The 26,159-nt window shown below is 63.4% G+C and carries 25 protein-coding genes; 20 read left to right on the top strand and 5 right to left on the bottom strand.

The window, feature by feature from the left end; genetic code table 11:
* Nucleotides 1–89: 89 nt before the first annotated feature.
* Genes KGZ40_08645 through KGZ40_08635 form a run of 3 tightly spaced genes read right to left on the bottom strand, consistent with a single transcriptional unit; the run spans nt 90 to nt 4,680 of the window.
* On the bottom strand, nt 90–944 hold the full coding sequence (locus KGZ40_08645; GenBank protein ID MBS3957572.1) for an ABC transporter permease: 855 nt from the start codon (nt 942–944) through the stop codon (nt 90–92).
* On the bottom strand, nt 941–1,888 hold the full coding sequence (locus tag KGZ40_08640) for an ABC transporter ATP-binding protein (GenBank protein ID MBS3957571.1): 948 nt from the start codon (nt 1,886–1,888) through the stop codon (nt 941–943). Before KGZ40_08640 ends, KGZ40_08645 begins: the two co-directional genes overlap by 4 nt.
* Nucleotides 1,885–4,680 carry an HAD-IC family P-type ATPase gene (locus KGZ40_08635; protein ID MBS3957570.1) on the bottom strand — a complete coding sequence of 932 codons (2,796 nt, stop codon included), beginning with the start codon at nt 4,678–4,680 and terminating at the stop codon, nt 1,885–1,887. Before KGZ40_08635 ends, KGZ40_08640 begins: the two co-directional genes overlap by 4 nt.
* Before the next feature lie 161 nt (nt 4,681–4,841).
* Here KGZ40_08635 and KGZ40_08630 point away from each other — a divergent pair, with 161 nt between their 5' ends.
* The 7 genes from KGZ40_08630 (at nt 4,842) to KGZ40_08600 (ending at nt 10,633) form a co-directional block, all read left to right on the top strand.
* Nucleotides 4,842–5,126 carry a hypothetical protein gene (locus tag KGZ40_08630; GenBank protein MBS3957569.1) on the top strand — a complete coding sequence of 95 codons (285 nt, stop codon included), beginning with the start codon at nt 4,842–4,844 and terminating at the stop codon, nt 5,124–5,126.
* A gap of 88 nt (nt 5,127–5,214) precedes the next feature.
* Complete coding sequence (locus KGZ40_08625; protein ID MBS3957568.1) at nt 5,215–6,237, top strand: 4Fe-4S dicluster domain-containing protein; 1,023 nt, start codon at nt 5,215–5,217, stop codon at nt 6,235–6,237.
* A complete protein-coding gene (locus KGZ40_08620) occupies nt 6,234–7,094 on the top strand; it encodes an FAD/NAD(P)-binding protein (GenBank protein ID MBS3957567.1) in 861 nt (286 codons plus the stop codon). The genes KGZ40_08625 and KGZ40_08620 overlap by 4 nt, the downstream gene beginning before the upstream one ends.
* 57 nt (nt 7,095–7,151) lie before the next feature.
* Nucleotides 7,152–7,838, top strand: coding sequence for an NADH:ubiquinone oxidoreductase (locus tag KGZ40_08615; GenBank protein ID MBS3957566.1), 687 nt, complete (start codon nt 7,152–7,154; stop codon nt 7,836–7,838).
* Nucleotides 7,835–9,097 carry a Ni/Fe hydrogenase subunit alpha gene (locus tag KGZ40_08610; GenBank protein MBS3957565.1) on the top strand — a complete coding sequence of 421 codons (1,263 nt, stop codon included), beginning with the start codon at nt 7,835–7,837 and terminating at the stop codon, nt 9,095–9,097. Before KGZ40_08615 ends, KGZ40_08610 begins: the two co-directional genes overlap by 4 nt.
* Nucleotides 9,098–9,136: 39 nt before the next feature.
* Complete coding sequence (locus tag KGZ40_08605) at nt 9,137–9,685, top strand: FKBP-type peptidyl-prolyl cis-trans isomerase (GenBank protein ID MBS3957564.1); 549 nt, start codon at nt 9,137–9,139, stop codon at nt 9,683–9,685.
* A gap of 81 nt (nt 9,686–9,766) precedes the next feature.
* Nucleotides 9,767–10,633, top strand: a complete 867-nt coding sequence (locus KGZ40_08600; GenBank protein ID MBS3957563.1) for a thermonuclease family protein — start codon at nt 9,767–9,769, stop codon at nt 10,631–10,633.
* Here the strand turns inward: KGZ40_08600 and KGZ40_08595 are convergent.
* Entirely contained in the window at nt 10,599–11,018 is a 420-nt protein-coding gene (locus KGZ40_08595) for a DUF1801 domain-containing protein (GenBank protein ID MBS3957562.1), read from the bottom strand. The genes KGZ40_08600 and KGZ40_08595 overlap by 35 nt on opposite strands.
* A 239-nt stretch (nt 11,019–11,257) precedes the next feature.
* On the opposite strand from KGZ40_08595, the gene KGZ40_08590 reads away from it, so the two are divergent.
* The 12 genes from KGZ40_08590 to KGZ40_08535 all read left to right on the top strand — a co-directional run bounded on the left by KGZ40_08590 (nt 11,258) and on the right by KGZ40_08535 (nt 24,420).
* Nucleotides 11,258–12,463: a sensor histidine kinase gene (locus KGZ40_08590; protein ID MBS3957561.1), complete on the top strand. Its 1,206-nt coding sequence runs from the start codon at nt 11,258–11,260 to the stop codon at nt 12,461–12,463.
* Nucleotides 12,460–13,128: a response regulator transcription factor gene (locus KGZ40_08585; protein MBS3957560.1), complete on the top strand. Its 669-nt coding sequence runs from the start codon at nt 12,460–12,462 to the stop codon at nt 13,126–13,128. Before KGZ40_08590 ends, KGZ40_08585 begins: the two co-directional genes overlap by 4 nt.
* A gap of 153 nt (nt 13,129–13,281) precedes the next feature.
* Nucleotides 13,282–14,628: a biotin/lipoyl-binding protein gene (locus KGZ40_08580; protein ID MBS3957559.1), complete on the top strand. Its 1,347-nt coding sequence runs from the start codon at nt 13,282–13,284 to the stop codon at nt 14,626–14,628.
* A complete protein-coding gene (locus KGZ40_08575) occupies nt 14,625–15,314 on the top strand; it encodes an ABC transporter ATP-binding protein (protein MBS3957558.1) in 690 nt (229 codons plus the stop codon). The genes KGZ40_08580 and KGZ40_08575 overlap by 4 nt, the downstream gene beginning before the upstream one ends.
* Entirely contained in the window at nt 15,311–16,528 is a 1,218-nt protein-coding gene (locus tag KGZ40_08570) for an ABC transporter permease (protein ID MBS3957557.1), read from the top strand. Before KGZ40_08575 ends, KGZ40_08570 begins: the two co-directional genes overlap by 4 nt.
* A 503-nt stretch (nt 16,529–17,031) precedes the next feature.
* Nucleotides 17,032–17,607, top strand: coding sequence for a sigma-70 family RNA polymerase sigma factor (locus tag KGZ40_08565; protein ID MBS3957556.1), 576 nt, complete (start codon nt 17,032–17,034; stop codon nt 17,605–17,607).
* A 5-nt stretch (nt 17,608–17,612) separates the two neighbouring features.
* Complete coding sequence (locus KGZ40_08560) at nt 17,613–18,821, top strand: zf-HC2 domain-containing protein (GenBank protein ID MBS3957555.1); 1,209 nt, start codon at nt 17,613–17,615, stop codon at nt 18,819–18,821.
* On the top strand, nt 18,818–19,753 hold the full coding sequence (locus KGZ40_08555) for an ABC transporter ATP-binding protein (GenBank protein MBS3957554.1): 936 nt from the start codon (nt 18,818–18,820) through the stop codon (nt 19,751–19,753). Before KGZ40_08560 ends, KGZ40_08555 begins: the two co-directional genes overlap by 4 nt.
* On the top strand, nt 19,737–20,663 hold the full coding sequence (locus KGZ40_08550; GenBank protein MBS3957553.1) for an ABC transporter permease: 927 nt from the start codon (nt 19,737–19,739) through the stop codon (nt 20,661–20,663). The genes KGZ40_08555 and KGZ40_08550 overlap by 17 nt, the downstream gene beginning before the upstream one ends.
* 129 nt (nt 20,664–20,792) lie before the next feature.
* Nucleotides 20,793–21,317 carry a hypothetical protein gene (locus KGZ40_08545; protein MBS3957552.1) on the top strand — a complete coding sequence of 175 codons (525 nt, stop codon included), beginning with the start codon at nt 20,793–20,795 and terminating at the stop codon, nt 21,315–21,317.
* On the top strand, nt 21,314–22,498 hold the full coding sequence (locus KGZ40_08540) for an iron-containing alcohol dehydrogenase (protein MBS3957551.1): 1,185 nt from the start codon (nt 21,314–21,316) through the stop codon (nt 22,496–22,498). The genes KGZ40_08545 and KGZ40_08540 overlap by 4 nt, the downstream gene beginning before the upstream one ends.
* A gap of 17 nt (nt 22,499–22,515) precedes the next feature.
* Nucleotides 22,516–24,420: an aldehyde ferredoxin oxidoreductase family protein gene (locus KGZ40_08535; GenBank protein MBS3957550.1), complete on the top strand. Its 1,905-nt coding sequence runs from the start codon at nt 22,516–22,518 to the stop codon at nt 24,418–24,420.
* A gap of 385 nt (nt 24,421–24,805) precedes the next feature.
* Here the strand turns inward: KGZ40_08535 and KGZ40_08530 are convergent, their stop codons facing one another.
* Entirely contained in the window at nt 24,806–24,970 is a 165-nt protein-coding gene (locus tag KGZ40_08530; GenBank protein ID MBS3957549.1) for a hypothetical protein, read from the bottom strand.
* A 219-nt stretch (nt 24,971–25,189) separates the two neighbouring features.
* Here KGZ40_08530 and KGZ40_08525 point away from each other — a divergent pair.
* A partial coding sequence (locus KGZ40_08525; GenBank protein ID MBS3957548.1) for a DUF3360 family protein occupies nt 25,190–26,159 on the top strand: 970 nt, incomplete at its 3' end.

Genomic DNA, 26,159 nt, shown 5'->3' with positions numbered 1-26,159 from the left:
CGCCACCCCTTCCTATCCCGCCGTAGCGATGTCTAGCAAAAGCCAGCCGATCCGCCGCGCGAATTCAGCTGACAGCGAGTACGTACCCGCTACTGGCCCCACTGAGCCGCTTCATCACGAGCCTTGGCGACAGCCGCGCCAGACTGGCGGCGAGCCATGCGGCGAACCACCCGCGGGGCTATCGACAGGCCAGCTGCGGCCCATACGCCAAGCACCAGCGCGGTCTCGACCGGACGCCACGCGCCTCCCAGTTCGATCACCGCCGCCTCGGCAGGCAAGAACGCCGAGCGCAGTCCCAGACCGATCCAGTACATCGGGAACATCTGCGCGACAACCTGCACCCACTCCCACAAGCGCGTCATGGGGAAGAAGATCCCGGATATCACGGTAAGCGCCATGAGGGGAAGCATCGCCCACGTGACCGTGGCGCGAGAGCTCGGGACAACCGATCCGATCACGATGCCGATCGGCATTGTCGCGAGCAGGCCGAGCCAGACCACCCACGAAAACGTGATCCATCCATCCATCCCTCGGGCACCAAACGCGTCGAAGACGATCGCGCTCGGAACCATGATCACCACGAGGATCAGCACCGTATTGAGGGAGTGATAGACGACCTGGCCGGTAACGTAGCCGGTGGTCCCGTGCGGGGCGCACTTGGCGCGCAGCAGCGTCCCATCCTCGCGATCCATCGCCAGCTGAAACGCCGGACCGGTGACCAGTCCGAACACTATCAGTGCCGCAAGGATGCTCGGCAGGGCGACGGCGGGGAGCATGAGTGTCGTGCCCTCGACAGGAGTATCACGCTGGTAGTACAGGTATCCGATCGTCACAAGCGGCATGATCGCCGTTGAGACTTGATCCTGCACGCTCCTGATGCTGAGCGAGAAGTCCGTCCAACCGCGGGCAAGACCGATCCTGATCGCATGCGCCATGGCGCTCACGCTCTCGCCTCCTCAAACAGCGCGCCACTTTTCAGTTGGTGGCCTCCCTCGTGTTCATGGACGAGGGCGAGGTAGGTCTCCTCAAGAGAGGGCCTTCTGACTTCGAGGTCACTGACATGGCGGCTATCGCAAGTGAGCAGCTCTCGCACGAACGCCGTGGGATCTGAAGTCGCGCGCTCGCGCTCGACACCATCCTCCCGCCAGCGGACCAGCGCTTCACGCCCGATCTGGCGGGCGAGAGCCTCGGCGCTTCCATTCGCGATGATGCGCCCGGCGGCCAGCACCATGATCCGGTCTGCGAGCCGCTCCGCCTCGGCAAGATCGTGTGTCGTGAGCAGGATGGTCGTATCGTCTCTCTCGCTCAACGCTTTCACGAGGTCGTGAAATTCCCTGCGCCCGTGAGGGTCGAGTCCCGCTGTTGGCTCGTCGAGGAACAACAGCTCCGGATTGCCGATGAGACCGATAGCCACGTCGAGCCTACGACGCTGGCCTCCTGAGAGCGTTCGAATCTTATGGTCCGCCTTATCATCAAGACCGACCGCCGCAAGCAGCCGGTCGGCGTCGCGCGGGCGCCGCCGCTGTGGCGTCGAGTACGGCTCGTAGTAGCGGCCGATGTGCGCAAGAAGCATCCTCGGCGTCCACCGCGCGTGATCGCGCCACGACTGGAGGACTACCCCCGTGCGCGACCGCCAGTCTTCACCAGCGCTGGCCGGGTCCTCGCCGAGCACCGCGACATCCCCGGCCGACCGCACCCTGAGCCCTTCGAGTATCTCGATCATGGTCGTCTTGCCCGCGCCGTTAGGTCCGAGCAACGCGACGACCTCTCCCTGATCGACATCGAAGGAGACCCCGTGCAGCACATCGTTGGCACCGTAGCGCATCCGTACATCGCGCGCCTGGATGATATTATCGCCCCCGCGTGCCGGATCAACGGCGTTGATCATGCACGCTCCAATCGCCGGCGCAACGATTTCTCGATCGTGATCACCGGGAGGATGATCGCGCCGGCGGCAACGGTCATGAGGACGTCAACCGGACTCAGCGGAGCTGAACCGAAAAGCGACTGCATGAACGGCGCGTAGATGAAGAGCGCCTGAAACACGACGACCGCACCGATCCCGATGAAGACCTGGCGGTTTGAGAACACTCCGATATCGAGGACCGAATCACGGAGCGACCGGCAGTTGAACAGGTAGAAGATCTGGAACATGATGACGGTCGTCACCGCCATCGTCTGCGCGTTGGCCAGCGCGCTCTCCTGACCAGGCGCCGCTTCGCGAAACGCCACCGTAAACAGCGCGAGCGCCCCGGCGGTCATGAGAATCGCCACAACAATCACGCGCATGATCACAAAGCCGCTGAGCACCGGGGCTTTGGGATCGCGCGGCGGGCGCCGCATGACACCGGGCTCTTTAGCCTCGAAGGCGAGCGGCAGCGCGAGCGCGACAGCGGCCACGAGATTGATCCACAGTAGCTGTACCGGCGCCATCGGCAGCAACAACTCGCGCACCGTCTGCAATTCACCGTCGACAATCCTCGTAACTTCACCAAAGGGAAAGAACACAACCGCACACGCGAGGATTAGCGCAAGCCCGAGATTGGTGGGCAACACAAAGACGAGCGACTTGATGAGGTTGTCGTACACGCGCCTGCCTTCTTCGACCGCCGCTGAGATCGACGCGAAGTTGTCATCGGCAAGAACGATCTCGGCAGCCTCTTTGGACGCTGCGGTGCCGGTGATTCCCATCGCGACCCCGATGTCGGCCTGCTTGAGCGCCGGTGCGTCGTTCACGCCGTCACCGGTCATCGCAACGACCTCACCGCGGCGCTGCAATGCGTTCACGAGCTTGAGCTTGTGTTCCGGGGCCACCCGGGCGAACACGTTGCACGTATGGGCGACCTCGTACAGCTCGTCATCTGACATCACAGCGAGATCGACACCCGTGGTCACCTTCGCACCGGCCGCGTCGTCCAGTATGCCTATCTCCGCGGCTATCGCTCGAGCGGTCGCCTTATGGTCACCGGTGATCATCTTCACGGTTATACCTGCCGCATGGCACCGCTCGATCGCTCGAATCGCTTCCGGCCGAGGAGGGTCGATCATCCCCTGGAGGCCGAGGAGTTCAAACCCGTCCTCCATGTCATGCATGTCCACTGCGGCACGCCCCTGCGCCGGTTTCGACGCGAACGCGAGAACCCGCATGCCTCGAGCCGCTAGAGACTCCACTTCGCCAAGCACGTCACCCTCGACGCGGCAGCGACGCAGCACGACTTCGGGAGCGCCCTTGAGCAGGATCGTGCCGCCGTCCTGATCGTGAAGGGTCGCCATGAACTGGTTCTCGGACTCGAAGGGGATTACGTCGAGCCGGCGGTGATCGGCCCTGAGCCGCTCAGAGCTGATACCAAGTTTTTCCGCGGCGACTACCAAAGCGCCCTCAGTGGGATCTCCATGCAGCTTCCACTGACCTTCCTCCTGGGCTAAAGACGCGTCGTTGCACAGCGCGCCGGCACGCAACAGCGCGGCGACGTCGTCCGGCACATGCTCGAGGACCGCCCCGTCGCGCACGAGTTCACCCGTTGGCTCGTACCCGACCCCCGAGACACTGTACGCGCCGAAACCCGGGGTCCAGAGTTCCTGCACAGTCATCTCGTTGCGCGTGAGCGTCCCGGTCTTGTCGGTGCAGATGACAGTCGTCGAGCCAAGCGTCTCGACAGCCGGCAGCTTGCGTACGACCGCGTTTCGCGCGGCCATGCGCTGGACACCGATCGCGAGCGCGATCGTCACGATCGCTGGCAGACCCTCGGGAATCGCTCCCACAGCGAGCGCGATCGCAAAGATCACCGTCTCTCGCAGCGCCGGGAACCACTCGATCCCCGTCTCCGCCATCGTCCGCCACGTGCCCGCGAAAAGCATCGCCACGGCAAGCGCGACGATCCCGACAGAAATCCATTTCCCAATCGTCGCGAGATCCTTCGTGAGGGGAGTCAGCAGGCTCGTAGTCTCCTTGAGCATCGTCGATATCCGCCCGAGCTCCGTGTCCGCGGCGGTAGCCACCACGACCGCGGATCCCGTCCCGTACGTGACCACCGTCCCCGCGTACGCCATGCTGTCGCGATCGCCGATTCCCGCCGCCTCATCCACGGGCTGGAGGTCTTTGGCCGAGGGGACGGACTCCCCCGTGAGCGCCGCTTCCTCGATCCGAAGGTTGCGCAGTTCGATGAGGCGCACGTCAGCTGGGACCCGGTCTCCACTGGCGAGCACGACCACGTCACCCGGGACGATCTCGGACGCCGCAAGCGTGATCTTCCTGCCGTCCCTCATGACCGCGACGTTTTCTGGCACCATTTGAGTGAGCGCTTCGATGGCTTTGCTCGCCTTGTACTCCTGACCGAAGCCGATGAGAGTGTTGAGCACGACGACACCCAGGATGACAAGGCCGTTCTTCATGCCGTCGACCGGATCAGCTAACATCGCGACGGCCGCCGAGGCGATCAGCACCCATATGAGTGGGTTGTTGATCTGCCGCCACAAGAGATCGAGCACCGAGTCGCCCTTGCCGCGAGGGATGAGGTTGCGTCCATGCTCGGCAAGTCGTTCAGCCGCCTCAGTCGAGGTCAAACCGGTTGAAGTCGTCCCGAAGGCGTCAGTCACCTCCTCGGTTGTCAACGCGTGCCACGGGCGCGTGGCTTCGGTCCGCCCGGTTGTGACAGCGTGCTCGGCTTCTCGTCTCGTCATCCGCGATTCCTCTCTTCGCCGGGATCGGTGACACGGACCGCCACGCTCGGCGGACCGCCTGTCATCCACTACAAGATACCCATCGACCGATTTGACCCGGAGTACAGTATTTCATCTTGCCACAGTGACGTACCATTACGAGAAACGAGAGGAGTCTCACTGTGCCCAAAAAGCGTCTCATCTCCAGCAAGATGATGGCCGCGGTGTGTGTTATCGGGTGCGGTGCCTCACTGGCCGCCTCGGCCGGATCCTGGGCCATGGGCGGAAGCGAGGCCGCTACGGACGTCTTCGGCCAAGTCATCGCAACCATCGGCGTGCTCGCGTGGTTCGTCGGCATGGCCGCCGGCGTGCTAACCCTATCGACGCGATACGCCCGGTGGGGGATACTCGGCCTGTCTTTGGGTGGACTCACCGCTGCGGCAGTGCTCTGGACCGCCTTGCTCTAGCCTTGGCGGAGCCTTGGATGGCAACTACAATCACGCAGACCGCGCACGTCGCACGTGGCGTATCAACAGTTGCGGATCGGGGACGAACTTGTTCTTTCGCATCATGGAAAAGGACCGCATCGCCGAACTCATTCGAGGGCTATCGACAGACTTCGAGGTGATTGGCCCTGTAGCGAAGGGTGACGACTTCGTCTTCGCCTCGATTGCGGACCCGGAAGACCTCCGGCTCGACTACGACACCACGCTGCTGCCAGCCAAGAAGTACTTCCTGCCACCCTCCGAGGAGCTCATGTCGTTCTCGGTCACCGACGGCGAAGCTTCCGCGACAGCTGTTCCAGCCGGACGCCGTGTGCTCTTTGGACTGCATTCGTGCGACCTCAACGCGCTTATGCTGATGGACAACGTCTTTCTCGGCGGGTATGAGGATCCGTACTACCGCTCCCGGAGGGAAAGCACCCTCATCGTGGGCATCGGCTGTACGCCGAGCGGCACCTGTTTTTGCAACGCGTGGGGCACCGACGAGGTCCACTGGGGTTTCGACATCTTCCTCACCGACCTGGAGGACCGGTACTTCGTGTCCGTGCGCTCGGTGGAAGGCGCTGAACTGTTGGACAGCCACGTCGAGACGCGTGCGATCAACGACGCCGACACCGCCGATTACCAGCGCGTCATCCGCGCGTTCAAGGCGTCCTTCACGCAACAGCTCGACACCGCGCAGTTGCCGCTGTTGCTCGATGCGAAGTTTGACGACCCCGTATGGGAAGAGCTTGGCGAGCGTTGCCTCAGCTGTGGCGCGTGCTCAATGGTATGTCCAACGTGCTACTGCTTCGACGTGAAAGACCGCCTCTCGCCGGACGGAACAGAAGGATCACGTGTCCGGTCGTGGGACAGCTGCCAGTTCTCCGAGTTCGCCGAGGTCGCTCACGGACACAACTTCCGAGGGTCACGCCCGAGCCGAGTGAAGTACCGCTACTACCACAAGCAGTGGGGCTACCTGTCGAAGTTCGAGCGAGTGCTTTGCGTCGGGTGCGCTCGTTGCGAGCGCGCGTGCAAGGCAGGCATCGATCCGCGGACCGTGATCGCGGCCCTGCAATCTGGAGGAGATGAATGAGGGACACCGCGCAGGCCTACCGCAAACTCAAAGCCAACCCGTACCTGCCTTGGTCCGCTCGGATCACCTCGATCACCGAACTCACTGATACCGAGAAGCTCTTCGAATTCCGGCTCATCGACGACGACGTCCGTGACGCCTTCGACTTTGACGCGGGACAATTCGTTGAGCTCTCGATATTCGGTGTAGGTGAGGCGCCGATCTCGATATCCTCGGCACCCTCGAAACAGGGCTTCATCGAATTGTGCGTCCGGGATTCGGGCGACGTGACCGGCGCGCTCCACGCCATGCACTGCGGCGACATCGTGGGCCTGCGCGGGCCGTTTGGACGGGGCTTTCCCTTCGACGAGATGAAAGGGCACGACGTGCTCCTGGTAGCCGGCGGCCTGGGAATTGCGCCTCTGAAGTCGCTCATCAATCACATCCATGACGAACGGCACAGCTTTGGCAAGGTGACGATCCTCTACGGTTCGCGCAACCCTGGCGAGGTACTTTTCCGTCGTCAGTTTGACATGTGGCGGCACCGTGAGGACTTCGAGCTGATCATGACGGTCGACCATCCGGACGAAACGTGGGACGGCGAAGTCGGACTCGTCACGGGCCTCTTCGGCCGCATCGAAGTCGACTCCCAACGCACGTACGGCGCGATCTGCGGTCCGCCGGTGATGTACCGCTACGTCATCGACGAAATGCGCAAGAAGCAGATGGACGTCGACCGCATCTATGTGAGCTTCGAGCGGCGGATGAAGTGCGGGATCGGCAAGTGCGGACACTGCGGGGTAGGGCACCAGTACGCGTGCGTGGACGGCCCAGTATTCAACTACTGGGAAGCGATGAACCTGCAGGAGGCGATCTAGGTGCCCGCCCGTGTCGTGGTAATCGGCCTTGCGAGCGACTACGGGTGTCAGGTACAGATGACCAATATGGAAGACCACCTCCTCGACGTGTTAGGCACGATCGATCTTTCCTACTGGCAGCTTGCATCGAGCGGGCGCATGCCGGATGAGTACGACGTCGCCATAGTCGAAGGCGCGGTCACGACCAGGGACCACGTAGAGCTGCTACGCAAGGTGCGGGCGACCGCAGGCGGCATCATCGCGATCGGCGCGTGCGCCACCGGCGGCGGGCTGCCCGCGCTCGTCACGCACGGCGACCTCGAGGGACACGCCGATCGCGTCTACGGAGAGCGCAGCTCTGATGTCGCGTGTGGGCGAATCTCTCCGATGCCCGTAAGCGCGGTCATCCAAGTCGATTACCACGTGCCCGGATGTCCGATCGATCCCGCGGAGTTCGTCACGGTCATGCAGCGAGCGTTGCGGGGAATGGCGAACCGTCCGCCACGCGAGCCACTGTGCGCGGCATGCAAGATCGCTGAGAACACCTGCATGTACGAGGCCGGCATCGTATGTCTGGGACTCGTCACGCGCACCGGATGCGGCGCAAAATGCGTCTCCCTCGGCAGGCCTTGTACCGGTTGTCGCGGAGTAGCAAAGGACGCAAACATGGCAGCGGCCCGGTTGATCGTGGCGGAACACGGGGTGGATCCCGAGGCATTCGAGTCCGTTCTTGACCTGTACAACTCGGCTTCGGAGGATCGATGACCACTCTGACAGTCGAGCATGTGGCGCGGATCGAAGGGCACGGCACCATCTCCGTCGACGTCACGAGCGGAATGGTCGAACGGATTCAGATGGACATCGTCGAGCCCGCACGGTTGTTCGAGTCGATGATCATCGGCAGACGGTTCGATGAAGCGCCTCTCATCACAAGCCGCATCTGCGGCATTTGTTCGCCAAACCACACCTTAACGAGCATCAAGGCGGTGGAATCAGCTCTCGGCATCGAAGTGAGTCCGCGTACAAGGATGTTGCGCGAGCTTCTCGTCTACGGATCGTACCTGCAAAATCACGCTACGCATCTCTACCTGTTCGCCGCGCCGGACTATGTGGGCCTTCCGAGCGTCTTCCCGCTCGCACGGACTCGGCCCGATATCGTCGCTCGCGCCCTCACTCTGAAAAAGCTCGGAAACGATCTCACTACGCTCATCGGAGGCCGCGCCGTCCACCCGGTCACCGCCGCCATCGGAGGATTCACCGCCGAGCCGAGCACGACGGATCTCGCGGATTTCTCTGAGCGGCTGCACGCCGCGGCGAGAGACGCCGCCGACACGGTGGAGCTGTTCGCGGGTTTCACCGTTCCGGAGTTTGAAACCTCCGGCGACATGCTCGGCCTGTCTTCACCGGATACTTACGCCATCTACGACGGCGACGTATGTGCGATGGATGCTGGATGGCGCCGTCCAGTCTCCGAGTATCCCGAGTTCCTCAGCGAGTCGGTTGTTAGCCACAGCAACGCGAAGCACACAACTGTCGATGGGCGGACGTTTCTCGTTGGCGCGCTCGCCCGCGTCAACCTTTCGTGGAAGCGACTCATGCCAGCAGCGCAGCTTGTCGCCGAGAAGGCGGGTTTCAGCCGTCCATCCCGCAACACCTTCCACAACAACCTCTGCCAAGCGATCGAACTCGTCGACTGCGCCCAGCGATGTGCGCACCTGTGCGAGGCTCTCATCGAGAACACAGGCTCGAGCGCTCCGGTCTCCTTCGAGATCCGCGTCGGCAGCGGCCGTGGCGCGACCGAGGCGCCGCGCGGCACCCTGTACCATGGCATCTCGATAGACGACAGCGGGGTCATCACCGCAGGCGACGTGATCACCCCAACAGCGCAAAACCTCGCAAACCTCGAGGCTGACATGCGCGCGTTCGCTCCTACAGTCGCTGGACTTCCCGAAACCGAATTCGTGCAGCAGATCGAACAACTCGTGCGCGCGTACGACCCCTGCTTGTCATGCGCGGTGCACTAAGGTGCGGCACCGTACGCGGGCAGGGCGTGCGTCTTTAAGATGCGTGCGTTACCCTACGCGAGTACCCGCGAACGATCGGAGGCTCACGTGCTCAGAAGATCAGCGCTCATCGTGCTCTGCGTCATCACCGCGCTTGCCGTTGCTGTCACCACCGGATGTGGCCGCACTCCAGCCGACGAGGTGGAAACGCCGCCAACCGACGCCGGGCAAGTCACAACCCCGCCTGAAGAGACAGTCCCGGAGACACCCGCCGCGGCTGACGTCACCGAACTCGTGATCGAAGACATCACCGCAGGAACGGGCGCGGTGGCCACGGCCGGCAACAACGTGACCGTACACTACACCGGCTGGCTCACCGACGGGACCAAGTTCGACTCCTCGCTCGATTCAGGACAACCATTCCAGTTCGCTCTTGGACAAGGCCAGGTCATCGCCGGTTGGGACCAGGGAGTCGAGGGCATGAAGGTGGGCGGGAAGCGTAAGCTCACGATCCCGCCGGATCTCGGCTATGGCGCGAGTGGAGCAGGCGGCGTAATTCCGCCAAACGCGACCCTCATCTTCGAGGTCGAGCTGCTCTCCATCCCGTAGCCAACGCTACTCCACAAAGTCCGCCGAGCCTCCGGACACGCCACGGACGGCTGGCCGAACCCCGGCGGTTATACTTGATGCATGAGGATCGCGGCTGGAATTCGTCCGCTTGCCCTGCGACTGCTCCCGCTCCTCCTGGCGGGACTCGCCCTCGTCGGCTGCACAGCGGACGCGACGTTCACGCCTGCGCCGGTCGCAGATTCCGAGGACGCCACGCTTGCGCCCACGCCCACGCCTACACCTGCACCCCCGCCCGCTCCGACGCCCCCGCCTGCACCTGCGCCTGCGCCTTCGCCCGAACCGCCTGCCACCGCTCCGAAGGTCATCGCCGCCGCCGTAACGGGCCACACCGACGGCGACACCGCACGCTTCCGACTGGAAAACGGCGTCGAGGAGCGGGTGCGCTTCATCGGCGTCGACACACCGGAAACCCACGGAGGGGTCGAGCCATACGGCCGGGAGTCGTCCGCATACACCGCACGCGCCCTCCCAATCGGCGCGCGTGTGTGGCTCGAGACCGACATCGAACCGCGCGACCGCTACGGGCGAATGCTCGCCTACATCTGGCTTGAACAGCCATCCGCGGCCACGGACGCCGAGATCCGCGCGAAGATGCTCAACGCCCGTCTCCTGCTGGACGGCTTCGCGCAGCTGTCGACCTTTCCGCCCAACGTCCGCTACGTTGACCGTTTCACCCGCTACCAGGTCGAAGCGCGCGAAGCCGGGCGCGGCCTTTGGAGTGTGGGCGGCGAGGCACCGGCCGCACCAAGCGGCACCGGCGTGCGCGGCGACCCCCCAGGCGGCACTACCGTCTACATCACGAGAACCGGCGAACGATACCATACCGGCGAGTGCCGGCACCTAGCCAGGAGCAAAATCCCCGTGACACTCGACGAGGCCAAGGCTCGCGGGTTCACTCCGTGCCAGACGTGTCAACCGCCGCAGTAGGCCAAAGAGCCCTCTTGACGAGGGCGGCTATCCGCTTCTCTTCGTCGTCGCCCAGCGAAGTCAGGGCAAACGCCGTCGGCCACATGGCGCCGTCATCGAGCGCGGCTTCCGGCTCGAATCCAAATGTCGCGTACCTTACCTTGAACTTCGACGCGCTCTGGAAGAAGCACAGCACCTTGCCGTCTTTCGCGTACGCCGGCATCCCGTACCACATCCTGGGCGTGAGCGAGGGCGCTGTTCTCTCGATGATCGAGTGAAATCTCTCGGCCATCATCCGGTCAGGCTCGGGCATTTCGGCGATGTTCGCACGAACTTCGGCGAGTCCGTCGGCCTTCTTCGACGCAGACTTACGCGCTGGCTTCGCGCGCGCTTTGTCATCAGTCATCTGTCCGTCCACCTTTCTCGTCGGTCCTCCCACGACGATTCCCGGCGTACCGCTGGGCGTAACCGCGCACAGGGCGTCATGGTCCGCCGAAGCACGCGGCAATAAAGGAATGTCCCCGTGCGCTCGCCCTCATGTGGAAGCCATTTCGGGTCGCGGGCCGCCACGTGCTCCCCCGGTAGCACGCGCACATACACCCTGAGTGGCTATCGGAGCGCCCCGCGTCGCATTACGATGACTACATGCTTGCCTTACTTCGACAGCGCATCGAGAACGCGTCCCCGCTCGCGGTAGACACCGCGATGGCGGTGGGTCTTGCGATGCTGACCATGTTGCAAGTCTGGACCGTTGACTCATTACTCGCAGGCAAGGCTCCCTTGCCTCCTGGCACCCCGCCGATAGGAACGCAAGTTACGGACGCGTTCACGTACCTGCTCGTCGCGGGCTGTTTCCTCCCCCTCGCTCTACGGCGCACTAACCCGCTAATAGCGCTCGCGCTTTCAACCGGTTTCGCCCTCGCTTATGCGTTGGAGCCTCGTCCGCCCGCGTTCGCGCTACTCGGCCCCATGATCGCGCTCTATACCACGGCCTCGATGGCCACACGTAGGCGCCCCCGGTGGATTGCGGCGCTCGTGCTGGCCGCGGTGCTCGCCATCCCGCTGTTAACCGCTTCGCAGGACATGCGCTGGCTACGCGAGTCGGTTTCCGCTGTGGTGCTCATGTCCGCATCCGCGTTCCTGGGCGACAGCGTCCGTAGCCGACGAGAGTACATCGAAGCGCTCAAGCAACGAGCCACAGACGCTGAGCGCACACGCGAAGAGGAAGCGTCCCGCCGCGTTAGCGAAGAGCGTATCCGGATAGCACGTGAGCTGCATGACGTCCTCGCACACAGTCTTTCGATTGTCACAGTGCAAGCCGCGGCGGCTGAGACACTCGTGAGACGAGATCCCGAGAAAGCAAGCGAGTCTATCCGTCACATTCGCTTGACCGGCAAGCAGGCGCTCGCCGAAGTGCGTTCCGTGCTCGGCGTGATGCGCACTGACGAGGGCGGCGCGCGACTGGAGCCGACCCCGGGTATCACCGATGTTGAACGTCTGGTCACCCAGGTCCGAGACGCCGGATACCGGGTTAGCCTGGTGTTGAACGGCAACCTCGAAGCCATACCCGCATTCGCTTCAGTCTCGGCCTACCGCATCGTGCAAGAGGCGCTCACAAACGCGGTGCGCCATGCATCACCTCGGCATATCGAGGTTCACATAGACGCCTCTGATGCGCTCAGACTACGCATAAGCGATGACGGCCAGAATACCGCCGCCATTCTTGACGGCCATGGGATACGCGGCATGCGCGAGCGGATCGAGGCTCTTGGCGGCACGTTTGCGGCAAGTCCGCGCGATAGTGGAGGATTCGAGGTCACCGCGACCATCCCGCTTGGAGGAACCTCATGACGATCAAGGTCCTTATCGCCGATGATCAAGCGCTTGTGCGCGCCGGCTTCCGAGTGCTCGTGGACGCGGCCGACGGCCTGGAGGTTGTAGGTGAAGCCGAGGATGGCGAGAGCGCCGTCGCCATGACGGCACTACTCTCACCCGACGTGGTGCTGATGGACGTGCGCATGCCGGGTACCGACGGGCTCGAAGCGACGCGGCGCATACTCGATGAGAAGCGAGAAGACGGTCCGCGTGTGCTCGTGCTCACGACTTTCGACGCGGACGACTATGTCTACCAGGCACTGCGGGCGGGAGCGAGCGGGTTCCTGCTCAAAGACACAGAGCCCGATCAGCTCATCGAAGCGATTCGGGTGATTGCGCAGGGTGATGCGCTCCTCGCCCCAAGCATCACTCGGCGCCTCGTGCGTGAGTTCGCCTCGCGCCCCAGCATCTCCCGCCTGAACCCGACAGCCCTGCACGTGCTCACCGAGCGCGAGCGCGAGATCCTGGGCCTAGTCGCCCATGGGCTCAGTAATGGCGAGATCGCCGAGAGGCTATTCATCAGCCCCATGACCGCGAAGACGCACGTCTCGCGCATCCTGACGAAGCTCGCCGCCCGTGACAGGGCGCAGCTCGTGGTGATCGCCTACGAAAGCGGACTCGTAACTCCCGGCGGCGCCTGACTGACCGCTTGGGCGCCGTAGTCCGCAGGGAGCACCCTTTCGTCCGCTTGCTTCCTGCGGTGTATGCGAAACAGCCATCCACAGCACGACGTAACTCCTCATCGTGGCCGCTACTGTAAAAGCGACCTCTATCGCGATAAGGAGTGCAACACGATGAAGCTTCGGAAAACGATCCGCCGGTATCGCGGCTGGATAGGCGTGGCGCTACTGCTGGTAACCGCGGGAGCGGTCTGGGCGGTGACGCGGGCGGCCGCGCCACCGGGCGACATGGTGACCTTTCAGACCGCTCAAGTGCGCCGCGACTCTATCTCGGTGACAATCTCGGGCACGGGCAACCTCGAGTATTCCGAGCCTGTAGAGGCGTGGCCGAGCTCTTCTGGGAAAGTCGCCTCCATAGCAGTCGAGGAAGGCCAAGAGGTCTCAGCAGGCGATACGCTCTACACGATGGACTCCGCGACAGCCGACGCGACAGCCGAAAGAGCGCTCGTGACCTACCGTCAGGCCCAAGAGAGCGTCGCACGGGCAGAAGCGGCCCTCTCGCGCGCCCGCTTGGCGCTTGCTGATCTGAGGGAGCGTCGCGAACAGCAACAAGCGACCGTCGCGTCTAGCCAACCCGCGACGCAAACCGCCACAAACCAGACGGCGACCGTAACCGACGCTGACATCTCGGCGGCCACAACCGACGTCACAGTGGCCGAAGCGGGACTCGCCACGGCGAAAGCCTCGCGTACCAGCGCCAAGCGCTCATATGACGAAGCGGTTGAGGCCAAAAACGACCTCTCGGTCACAGCGCCCGCGGCGGGCATCGTCTGGTCGATCACAATCGAGGAGGGCGATGCGATCAACGGCAGCGGCACCTCGTCGGTCACGAGCGCTTCGATCGAGACGGCAAGCACGGGAGGCGCAACATCCGGGACGGGCTCGTCGGTCCCGATGACACTCGTTGGGCAGGGAGCGCTGGGACTCAAGCTAGCCGTGAACGAAGTTGATCTGCCCACGCTCGCGGTAGGGCAACCCGCCGAGATGGAGATTGACGCACTGCCCGGCCTTATCGCTACCGGTCGCGTGCAAGAGATTGCTCGCGACGGCGCCGTTACGAATGGCGTCGTGACATTCGACGTCTGGATCAAGTTTGACTCCACAGAAAGCGCGCTCAGGCCGGGGATGTCCGCAACCGTGGAAATCGTGACCGCGGTGACAGACAGCTCGTTGATCGTCCCGAATGCCGCCGTCGAAAGCGACGACTACGGCTACCACGTCCTTGTGCTGAACAACGCTGGCGCCGCGCCAAGCCGCGTCGCCATCGAACCAGGACTCTCGAATGACACGCACACGCAGGTGCTCTCGGGCCTCTCTGAGGGCGACACCGTCGTGACCGGAACGGTGAACGCCGCCACCGAAGGCGGCAACGGCATGCTGCTCATGCCCGGCGGCGCTTCGGGCGGCGGCGCTTCGGGCGGCGGTGCTCCGGGCGGCGGTGCCCCAAGGGGACCCCAATGACGGCGATAATCGACGCGCGCGATTTGACGAAGGTCTACGGCTCGGTGAGCAGCGAGGTGCATGCGCTGCGCGGCGTCTCGCTGACGGTGGAACCAGGTGAGTTCTTGGCGGTCATGGGTCCCAGCGGTTCAGGCAAGTCGACGCTAATGCACATCATTGGCTGCCTCGACACACCAACGGGCGGAGTCTTCCGACTGAACGGACGTGACGTGGCCGGGCTCGACACGCACGAGTTGGCCAGAGTGCGCCGGGAGACCATCGGATTCGTCTTCCAGTCGTTCAATCTCCTTCCCCGAGCGACCGTGATGCGCAATGTAGTACTGCCGATGCTGTATGGACGAGTCGACCCGGATGAACGCGAAGACCGTGCGGCGGCTGCGCTTCGCTCGGTGGGGCTTGACGAACCGCTGTGGACGCACCGGTCTAACGAACTTTCGGGCGGACAGATGCAGCGTGTGGCGGTAGCACGCGCCCTCGTAACCGACCCCTCACTCATTCTCGCCGATGAGCCGACCGGCAACCTTGACTCAGTCACCGGCACCGCAGTGATGGACCTGCTTGCCCGCCTAAACGGCGAAGGTCGCACGATTCTGCTCATCACGCACGAAGCTCAGGTCGCAGCGCGCGCAAAACGCACTGTCCACATCCGTGACGGATTGCTCTTTGAGGAGGTTGACGCCGGATGAGACTTTCCGACCTCATCTCGGAAACACTGCGCTCCCTGACCGCCAACAAGCTTCGCAGCGGGCTCACAATATTGGGCATCGTCGTGGGCATTGCCTCTGTCATCGCGCTGCTGGCAATCGGGCGCGGCGCACAGGCGAGCATCGAAGAGAGCATCTCCGGTATCGGCTCAAACCTGCTCGTCGTCCAGCCGGGAGCATCGGGTGGCGACGGTTTCGGAACTCAAAGCGTCTCGGCATCCTCGAAGGCGCTTACTTTGGAAGACGCCGAGGCCCTCGCTGCCCTCGACCTGATCTCCGGTGTCGATCCCTACGTGCAAAGCGCGGGGCAGCTCGTGAGCCCCGAGTCTGCCGCCAGTGCGCAAATCATCGGCGTCACACCCGCTCACGCCAGCGTGCAAAACCTTGAGATCGCCATAGGCGCCTTCTTGAGCGAGCGTGACGTGCGGGCGAGTTCTCAGGTCGTCGTATTGGGATCACAGCTCGCCGAAGACCTCTTCGGGGAAGGGGTCAACCCCGTGGGCGAACACGTGCGGCACGGAGACATGCGTCTGCGCGTGATCGGCGTGTTCGCCGAGAAGGGCCTCGGACTCTCCAACACGGATTCCTCGGCGTTCATCCCGCTAACAACCCATCAGCGCCGCGTGTCCGGCGGAGAAGAGCTTTCGTCCATCACTCTCGCGGTAAGCGACGTCGAACGTATGGCCGAAGCCGAGGCCTCTGTCGAGTCGAAGCTGCTCGAAGTGCGCGGCATCGACGACCCTGAAGACGCTGACTTCCAGATTCGGAACATGACGGAGCTGCTCGATACCGTAACGCAAGTGACCTCGATGCTCACAGGGCTCCTCGCCGCTATCGCAGGCATCTCACTGCTGGTGGGAGGGATCGGCATCATGAACATGATGCTCACCACCGTGACCGAGCGCACGCGTGAGATCGGGCTTAGGAAGGCTATCGGCGCTGACGAGGGCGTGATCGCAACGCAGTTCCTCACCGAATCCGTTGTGCTGACATTGTTAGGCGGGGTGATCGGGATCGTAGTGGGCTGGGCGATCTCGAGTGTGGCCGGCTCCCTCATCTCAATCGTCCCAATTGTGTCGCTCAACGCGATCGCCCTTGCGGTCGGCATCTGCGCGTTCGTAGGTGTGGTCTTTGGCTTCTACCCCGCCCGCCGAGCGGCGCGCCTAAGTCCCATCGAGGCACTCAGATACCAGTAGCGACCGAGTACTCGATGGCGCTAGAAGCAAGAAGGAACACGAGGGCGACCGTACCGGCTAGGTAGGTCGCCCTCGTTCTCAAGCTTCCTAGCGGAGAGGGAGGGATTCGACTCGGTACGGGGGATCCTCATCAACGGAACTACGCGCTTTTTGCGAGTTCCTGAAAGGCAGCACACGAGGGGCCCTCGGCGTGGTTCTGAACGTCGCAGGTGCCGTCGGCCCTGCAGAAAGGCCAGGTCTTCTACCCCCGAGTGTACGTCACGCATACTATCCAAATCACTCTGACGAGCCTTGTGTTCCTTGAGTGCGTCGACTACGGTCGGCGGCAGAAGAACACGCGCAGCCCCTTGCGCGTCTTGTGCACCTTGGAGACGAGCCCGGCCCGCAAGTGGCGCTTGCCAGAGTAGGAGCCGTGTCACACATCATCCAGCTGCGGTGTCTATATCACATGAGCGGATGACCGGTTCGGGCATCCCAGTGGCCACGGCAGCAGGAGGTTCTCGATGCGAGGAGGAGGAGTGGCGCTCTCGATGGACGCGCGCGCAGCATCCGGCCCGCACGATTTCGAATCCTTGTTCTCTTCCGAGCGAACAAGGATCGTACGGCACCTCCGGTACCTCACAGGAGATCTGCAGATCGCGGAAGATTTGGCGCAAGAGGCGTTCGTGCGGCTATGGGAGCGTGCGACCGCCGAGGGATCAGGAGCTGTGCGCGACCCCGGTCCTTGGCTACAACGCGTAGCGTCCAACCTCGCCTACAACCACTTCCGAGCCGAGGAGCGGCGCAGGGCGCGCGAAGGCCGGGCCGGTGTGAGGGACGCGCTATGCCAGCACGCTGGCGAGTGCGGGAGCTCTTCTCTGGAAGAGGCCATCGACGTGCGCGACGCCTTGACCAGAATGGGCGCGCGTGACCGCACTGTTCTCCTGCTGCGCCACTCGGGATCCACATACGCCGAGATAGCCGAAGTGATAGGGATCGCCCCCGGCTCTGTAGGCACCACGCTGGCAAGGGCGCAAAGCCGATTCCGTGAGGCGTACGAGGGCTATTCCGCCGAGTCCTCGAGAGAAAAGAGGAAGTGAGTGCTATGCATTACGAAGATGGCGAGTTGATGGAGTACGTCGACGACGAGTTGAGTTCGGAGGCGCGAGCACAGATAGAGGCGCATCTGAGCACATGTGAACGGTGTGACCGCACGGTCGGGCGTCTGCGGGAGGACCGTCTGTTCGCGGCGAATGCACTCGGGCGACTGCGAATCGCAGAATCAGTCGCGGGAGAGACGCCAAAGGCGCCGATCGCATCCGTGTCCTCGCTTCGCAGCCCGGCGCCTGCGCGGCGGTGGAGCTGGAGAGCGCGCGTGGCTGAGTTTGGCTGGGGCAGAGCGGCCTCCATCGCCGTGGCCGTGCTCGCACTCTCATCTCTAGGATTCCCGCAGGTTCGCAGCGCCGCAGCGGATATGTTGAACGTCTTTCGCGTCGAACAAATACGAACCATCGCGCTTACCCAGTCCGATCTGCAGCGTATCGCTCTTGAGTTGGAGGGTGCCCCCGGGCACGTGGACATGGGGACTCTCGGTGAAGTGTGGATCGAAGGCGATCAAGAATCGCGAGGGGTGACTCTGGAGGAAGCCCAGGCTGCTGTCGACTTCCCGGTCGTACTTCCCGACACAGGCGTCGCGGGCACTCCGATACTGTCGCTTCAGAGCGGTCTTATCATGAAGTTCAAGCTCGATGTGGATGAGGTCAACGATCTGCTCGCTTACTACGGAAGCGAGCAGGAGCTACCAAGATCGCTCGACGGTGAGGCTTTTGAGATCCGAATACCTTCCATGGTGGCCGCGACCTACGGGGCGGATTCGGAGCAGTATATCGCCGAGTATGCCAACATAGGTCAGGCGCGCAGTCCACAGCTTATCGTGCCGGAAGGCGTGAATCCGCTCGAGCTTCGCGATGTGCTGATAAGTCTGCCGCTCTTGCCTGAGCACGTACGGCGGCAGCTCGAATCCATCGACGATTGGCAACACACACTGATCGTCCCCAACATCGATGGCAGTGCGCGCGAGATTTCGATTGGCGGGATACCCGCGGTACTGGTATACCCGGAGGTGACCAGCGAGGCCCTTGACGCGGCGACGCAGGATTCCAGTGACCCCTCGAGCGCTGAGGGGGCTTCCCCAGAGGAGACTGAGCCCGTGACCATAGTGTCGGTCATCTGGCAGCAGGATGGCATCTTGCGTGCCGTATTGGCTTTTGGTGATGAGAGGGCGATCGCGATCGCGGAGTCTATGATCCGATGACTGCCACGTCGCTTGTCATAGATGCCGACGGCCTGACGAAGCACTACGGTCGCAAGGTCGGATGCGAGGAGGTGTGCCTCCGGGTTCGCAGGGGGCACATCTTCGGGTTCCTCGGCCCGAACGGGGCCGGGAAGAGCACATTCGTGAAACTGATGGTCGGCCTGATCGCACCAACCAGCGGCCGCGCCGAGGTGCTGGGGAGACCGTTAGGCGACCTGGGTGCGAGGACCGGCATCGGGTTTCTGCCCGAGGTCTTCCGCTACCAGGATTGGCTGACCGCCTCTGAGCTGCTCAGGCTCCACGGCCGTCTTGCCGGGATGGAGTCGGGGGCGATTACCGAAAGCTCCAAGCGTGTGCTCGATCTGGTGGGTCTCAAATCCCAGGACAGCGGCAAGATCCGCTCCTTCAGTAAAGGCATGACGCAACGTCTTGGACTCGCGTGCGCGCTGTTGGCCGATCCGGACCTGATCATCCTTGACGAGCCGACGTCCGCGCTCGACCCTCTTGGCCGGCACGAGGTGAGGGAGATACTCTTAACCGCGCGTGAGCGTGGCGTGACGGTCTTCCTCAACAGTCATCTGCTCACTGAAGTCGAATCCGTCTGCGACGAGGTGGCGGTGATCGATCACGGAAGGGTGATCGAGTCCGGACCGCTCTCGGCGTTACTGTCCGGACCGTGTGAGGTGGAGGTCGCCCTCGCTGAGCCGTTCGCGGGCGCGGCTGTGCGGCTGCGTCCCCTGGAGGCCAGCGTCCTTGTCGACGAACCGCTCCGCCTCGTGGCCGGTCTTCCGGATGAGAGTCGCATCCCAGGGCTGGTGGAGCGCTTGGTCTCGGAAGGAGCACAGGTGACTGGTGTGGTCAGGCGGAGGCGGACCCTCGAAGCGCTGTTCCTCGATGCCGTCAAGGAGGCGCAACATGCGCGGCGAAGCTAGCGTCGCGTCAGCGCCGCCGCACAAAGCGTCAGTGACCGCCGGCGGGATAGCCGGATCGGCGCGGCGGATTGCGGTCGTCGCCGGGCTCACCTTTCGGGAAGCGTGGCAGCGCAAGATGATCATCGCCGCGGTCGTGATGTCAGCTGGGTACCTTGCGCTGTACGGACTAGCGCTGCACTTCGCATCACGGGATCTGGCAGTCAGCGGCCACGCTGCTACCCCTGCGTTCATGGAAAACGTGATGGCGGCTCAGTTGCTGTATGTGGGTCTGTTTCCGGCAAGCCTCATCGTCGGCCTGACGGCAGTGTTCGCTTCCGTGGCGGCAATCTCGAGTGAGCTCGATACGGGCTTGCTCCATGGGGTGCTCGTCCGTCCTATTCGCAGGACAGAGTTACTCGTAGGAAAAACGCTCGGCATCGGCCTGATGCTGGCCCTCCACAATCTTGCCTTCATGAGTGCACTGATAGGGCTTGCCCTATGGTTGATCGAAGCGCCCGTGGCAAACGTGCCGACTGCACTGGCGCTTCTGACACTCGCTCCGCTCGCGCTCCTCGGATTGGCGATGCTCGGCACCACCAGGTTACCGACCCTGGCCAACGGAGTGCTGTGCGCGGCGGCGTACGGCATCTCGTTCGTCGGCGGGTTCATCGAACAGATCGGGAGCGCGATCAGGAACGAAACGATGGTCAACCTCGGAATCATATCGAGCTTGCTTCTCCCGGCCGACGCGATGTACAGGAAGGCGATCGAATACCTCTTGCCTGGGGGACTGCTACTGCTGGGCGGAGGCGGGGGTTCCATCCTGACCCCGGCAGAGTCGCCGAGTGCATGGATGGTGATCTACGCCGCCGCCTATCCTGTGATCCTTATCGCCATCGGAGCGCGTCTGTTCGCCAAGCGCGATCTCTGAGCGGGTCGATGGTGAGCATATGGGTGCGCTTGGCACGGAATCGAGACCCCCGCCCGGTTCGCCAGTCCGCCCTCTGAGTCCAAAACAGTGGAATGGTACGATGAGTGAGACCGTTCCAAGGAGAAGCCCATGGCAGGACATGGCTGGAGGGCGAAGCGAGGCCGCAAGGCCGTCGCCGCCCTCGTGCTGTGGCTCCTCGGCCGGGGACTCATCGCATCAGCGCGGCTGGACGATCGTGTGCGCCGAGAGGTTGCTTCCTGGCCCGACCCGTCCGTCGTCACGTTGCTGATCGCGCCGTGGGGACCGCGCGTGTCATGGCGCCGCGAAGGCAACTCACTTACCGCGCTAGGCTACGCCGAGGCCGATCCGGACCTGCTCGTCACCTTCAAGAGCGTGGACGTTGCGCTGCCCTGCCTGCTGGGCGTCAAGGGCGTGCTCGACGCATTCGCCGAGCACCGCTCCACCGTAAGCGGCGATCTCAGGCATGCGATGTCGATCCTGCGATGCCTGCACATCGTCGAGGGCTACCTCTTCCCCGACATCATGACCCGTCGCATCCTCCCCCGCCCTGCGAAACGCAGCCGGGGGCATCTGGTCGCCTATGCGAACCTACTGCACTCGAACGTGACAATCGATTCAGGAGAGCGCCCGTGATTCCTGCCTACTACGAGTTCCAGAACTCGGCAAAGATCCTCTCGGGAAGCCGAGCGATCGAGCACATCGGCTTCGAGCTCCTCTCACTCGGCGTGTCGCGTCCGCTGCTGATCACGAACGAACAGCTCCTCGACCTCAAGATCGCCACCGTCGTGATCGACGCGCTGGCGGACACCGAGGCGACCGTCGCGACCATCTTCGCAGACGTGCCGGTGGACTCCTCGGTGGCCGTGGTCAACGAGGTGGCCCGGGTCTTCCGAGAGACGCAAGCGGACGCGATCATCGCGGTAGGCGGCGGCTCCGTACTGGACACCGCAAAGGGAGCGGCGATCGTGCTCACCCACGGCGCAACCGACCTGATGCACTACCGCGGCGCCGAGAGCCTTCGGGGCCGACGGAGTGTTGCGTTCATCGCCATCCCGACCACAGCGGGTACTGGATCTGAGGCGACCTCGGCAGCGGTCATCAAAGACACCGAGCGGCATCTCAAACTGATCTTCCAGTCGCTCTCGCTCCTGCCCGACGTGGCCATCCTCGACCCGCGCATGACGCTCAAGCTCCCGCCCCGGTTGACCGCATCGACGGCGATGGACGCGCTCACCCACGCTGTGGAGTCGGTGAGCTGCCGACAGGCCAACCCTCTCTCCGAGAACTACGCGCGCTCCGCGCTCGACCTCATACGCGAGTACCTTCCGCAGGCCCTCGACCGCCCCGACGACGAGCGCGCACGCCTGGCGCTCGCCAACGCGGCACTTATGGCCGGCGTGGCCTTCAGCAACTCGATGGTCGGCATCGTGCACGCACTGGGGCATGCGGTAGGAGCCGTCGCCGGGGTGGCGCACGGGGACGCCATGGCGCTGCTGCTCCCGCACGGGATGGCGTACAACAGCGATGCCGTGTGCGACCGCTACGGTGCGATCCTGCCGAACCTCGCCGGAATCGATGTCTACGCCGCCACGCCCCCCGCCGAGCGCGGGCAGGCCGCGATAGATGCTGTGCGAGCACTGCTCGTGCAGCTGCACGAGCGCACCGGCCTGCCGCTGACGCTTACGCAAGCAGGCGTGAGCATCGAGCAGCTTCCCGAGATCGCGTCTGTGGCGCTCGATGACGCGGCGCTCTTGATGAACATCAAACAACCGACCTACGAGGAGCTCGTCGCGATCCTTGAAGGTGCGCTGTGACGCTGCGGGGCGGCTGGATGGGCCGCGTGCTCGCTGTCGACCTGAGCAGCGGGGAGATTCGCGATTACCCCTGGAGCGATGAGGAGTACCGGACCTGGCTCGGCGGAAAGGCGATGGCGGCACGCATACTCGCGGACATCCTGCCCACAGATGCCGGCCCGCTCGAACCGGGGAACGTACTGGTCATCTCAACGGGGCCGCTTACCGGCACCGGCGCGCCGTCGTCATCCCGCTTCAGCGTTGCGGCTCGCTCGCCGCTCACCGGCCTGCCCGCCACCTCGAACTGCGGGGGCTCGTTCGGCACGCACCTCAAACGTGCGGGCTACGATGCACTGATCGTGACAGGCGCTGCCGCACAGCCTGTCTGGCTCGAGATCGCCGAGGAAGGCGTGACCGTTCACGACGCCAAAGATGTCTGGGGACTCAGGACAACCGCAGCCCAGGACGCGCTCCGCAAGGGCGTCGGGAAACGCTGCGGGACCATCGTCGCCGGGCCTGCCGGCGAGAACCTCGTCGCGTACGCGTGTCTTCTCTCAGACGACCGCGCCGCCGGCCGCGCCGGCATGGGTGCGGTGTTCGGCTCGAAGAACCTCAAAGGCATCGCCGCCTGGGGCACCCGGAGGACTCCCGTCGCCGAGCCCGAACGCTATAGCAAGCACATCAAGGAGTGGAGCGCGGCGCTCAAAGCCCATCCGATCGCCGGCGGCTCACTTCCGCGCCTAGGAACCGCGGGGTTCCTCAAGCCGATGCAAGATCTCGGAATTGTCGCAACCCGTAACTTCAAACACGGACGTTTCGATGGCGCGGGGCAGATCGATGGGGAGGCCCTCGCGGCACGGCGCCTCGTGGATACGGCCGGCTGCACAAGCTGCCCTATCCGCTGCGGAAGAGTGGTTGAACTCGATGGTCGGCGCATCAAGGGACCCGAGCTCGAAACGCTCGTGTTGCTCGGCGCCAACCTCGACAACCCTGACCTCGACCGGATCATCGAATGGAACGAGATACTCGACGAGCTTGGCCTGGACACAATGAGCACGGGCGGGACGATCTCGTTTGCCATGGAAGCCGCCGAGCGGGGGCTGTGGGACAACGGACTGGAGTTCGGCAGAACCGACGGGCTGGCGGCGACCTTCGAAGACATCGCGTACCGTCGCGGCCTGGGCGATGAGCTTGCCGACGGAAGCCGGGCGCTGGCCGAGCGCTACGGTGGGGCCGATTTCGCCATGAACGTGAAGGGTCTGGAAATCGCGGCGTACGAGCCACGCCGGGCTGTGGGTCAGGGTCTCGGGTACGCAGTCGCCAACCGCGGCGGGTGTCATCTTGGCGGCGGCTACGGCGTGGCCCTCGAAGGGCTCGCTCTGCGGATGGACGGCCGTTCACCGAAGGGCAAGGCGGCGCTGGTGGTGCTCTTCCAGGACCTCATGGAGGCGATTTCCTCGGCGGGGAGCTGTCTTTTCACCACGCTCGGCGTCCTGCCCGGCTCGCTCGTTGCGACGCCCAAGAGCGCCTGGGGCCGCTCGGCTGCGATCCTCTTCCGGCATGCGGCCGTTGTGCTGCGGCTGATGCGCATCGCGCCACGGGGCCTTCTCCGCATCCCCATGCCTCTTATCCCGCATATCAGGGCGATCGAACTCGCGACCGGTGAGCGGTATGGCTTCGGCGGTTTTTGGGCGGTCGGTGAACGCGCCTACAATCTCGAGCGGGCGCTGCAGGCACGTTTTGGCGTCGACAGTTCGGCCGACACCCTGCCGGAGCGGCTGACACGTGAGCAAGAGCCGGACGGCGGCGGGAGGGGCGCTGTGCCGCTCGAGTCGCTCAAGCGCGACTACTACCGTCAGCGCGGCTGGAGTAAGAACGGGCTGCCTGACGACGCCCTCATGAGTCGCCTTGGGACCGGGGGAAGGAAGTCCCGCGCGCGCTGAGCGGGGATCTGCACCTGATTCCGCCGATAGGCACGTACCGGTCAGCGTACGCACTGAAGTGGTCACGGAACCGCGTCATTCCTCCTACCACGAACATTCCTGCTCCTTCGACTCGCTCGTCCACATCCTCGCGGTGAGAGGCACGGTAAGAGCGAATCTACAATGTTGGCGACAGCCAGTGGACGCGGGTCATATGTCCTGACTTCGATGAGAGCCATCCCCGGCTCATTCACCACCGCAATCACACCCAGGCTGGCCCAGGTGTGATTGCGGGCTCGCGCCCACCTGGGTATACTCACCGTGAAAAGGTTCCACCCTGGTGACAAGAGCTCATGGAGCTCTTCCGCGCAAGCGGATAGCCGGGGTGGTCGCATGTCTGAGGCCGCTAGTAGTACTCCTCGGCATGCCCCTCAAGCGGATCCGCCTCGGACCGGATGCACTGCTCGATGATCCGGTACGACCGCAGGTCACCAGAGTTCCACTTGCGGTAAACCGCCCACGAGATGTAGTCGGCGACCTGCAGATTGAGGTCCGACTTCGACCACCCCACCGACGCCTGTACCGTCGCGCGTAGAGCCCGTGTGTTTCCGGGACCACGCCGACGGCAGGAGGAAGCGAGTGCTCGGGATGGTCGACGTCGAACTGATCAAGAAGATGCGCGAGCGGGGCCGCGACCCTGCTCGCGCCAGTGAAGTAGACTTCAGGGATTGAAGGGTCTCGCGGGAGTCACGCCACTCCACGGGACGCGGCCGTCGAAGGAGTCGATCAGGTGGTAGAAGAGGGCACATATAGGAATCTTCATAGACCGGAGAGTTCATTCGCGACGAGGGATGAATACCTGGAGAATGAACTGAAGACAATGAGACCCAAGCGATGGGCTCTCAACCTTCCGATGCGAGACTTCAATTTCGAAGTCGAGGATATCGTCCCTGCGATATCCGGGACGATCGGGAAGATCGTCATGGTGACGGCGATCGTCTCAGCATTCGCAGCCGGCTTTGGTCTTACGCCGGAGTTCGTGGTGGAGAACGTAAGATTCGAGATGCTGATCGCGGCGCTGCTCTTCGTCATTCCCGTCAGCGGATTTCTGAATCCACGGGTGAATCTTCCGGGAAGCCATGGACCGATGCTCCCACTGATCGGACTCATCGCTCTTGCCGGGGGCCATCCTCTTGCTCTTGGTGTGATGGTCGGGGTATTCGGGCTGATGCTTGGATTGATGAAGGGTGGGTCAAGACTAGTAAACCTGACTGGAATCGGCGTGCGTGGGGGGCTGCTTGTGTTCTTGGGATTGACAGGGTTGCTAGGACAGATAGACGCGTTGAGGGCATGGGCAAAACCACTCGGCCTTGAGCTGGTATTTCTCGTCGTCATATTCGTGACGATCATCCTATACACGTACCTGGCAAGAATAGGTAAGAGATGGATGGCGATACCCTTGTGCTCGTTCTTTGCGGTCACTGTCGCACTGTCTATGGGTGCGCCCTTTGAATTCAAGACCTCGCCAGGCATTCCGAACCTGAATCCGTTCTACTGGTGGGGAGAGGGTACCGGATGGATGCTGGGGATGCCGGACCTTGGACATTTCATCGCAGTATTGCCGTTTGCCATACTTGCGATCGCCATGTGGCCCCCGGACTTCCTGAGTCACCGCATCTTCCAGGAAGTGAACTATCCAAAGGGATCAGAGAAAGTGTTCATGCACGTCGACGACACGATGGTCGTCTGCTCTGTGCGGC

It is taken from the genome of Clostridiales bacterium, assembly GCA_018333995.1.
Lineage (GTDB): Bacteria > Actinomycetota > Coriobacteriia > Anaerosomatales > SLCP01 > JAGXSG01.
Note: the sequence above shows the minus strand (reverse complement) of the source record. Positions and strands in the feature narration are given on the sequence as shown.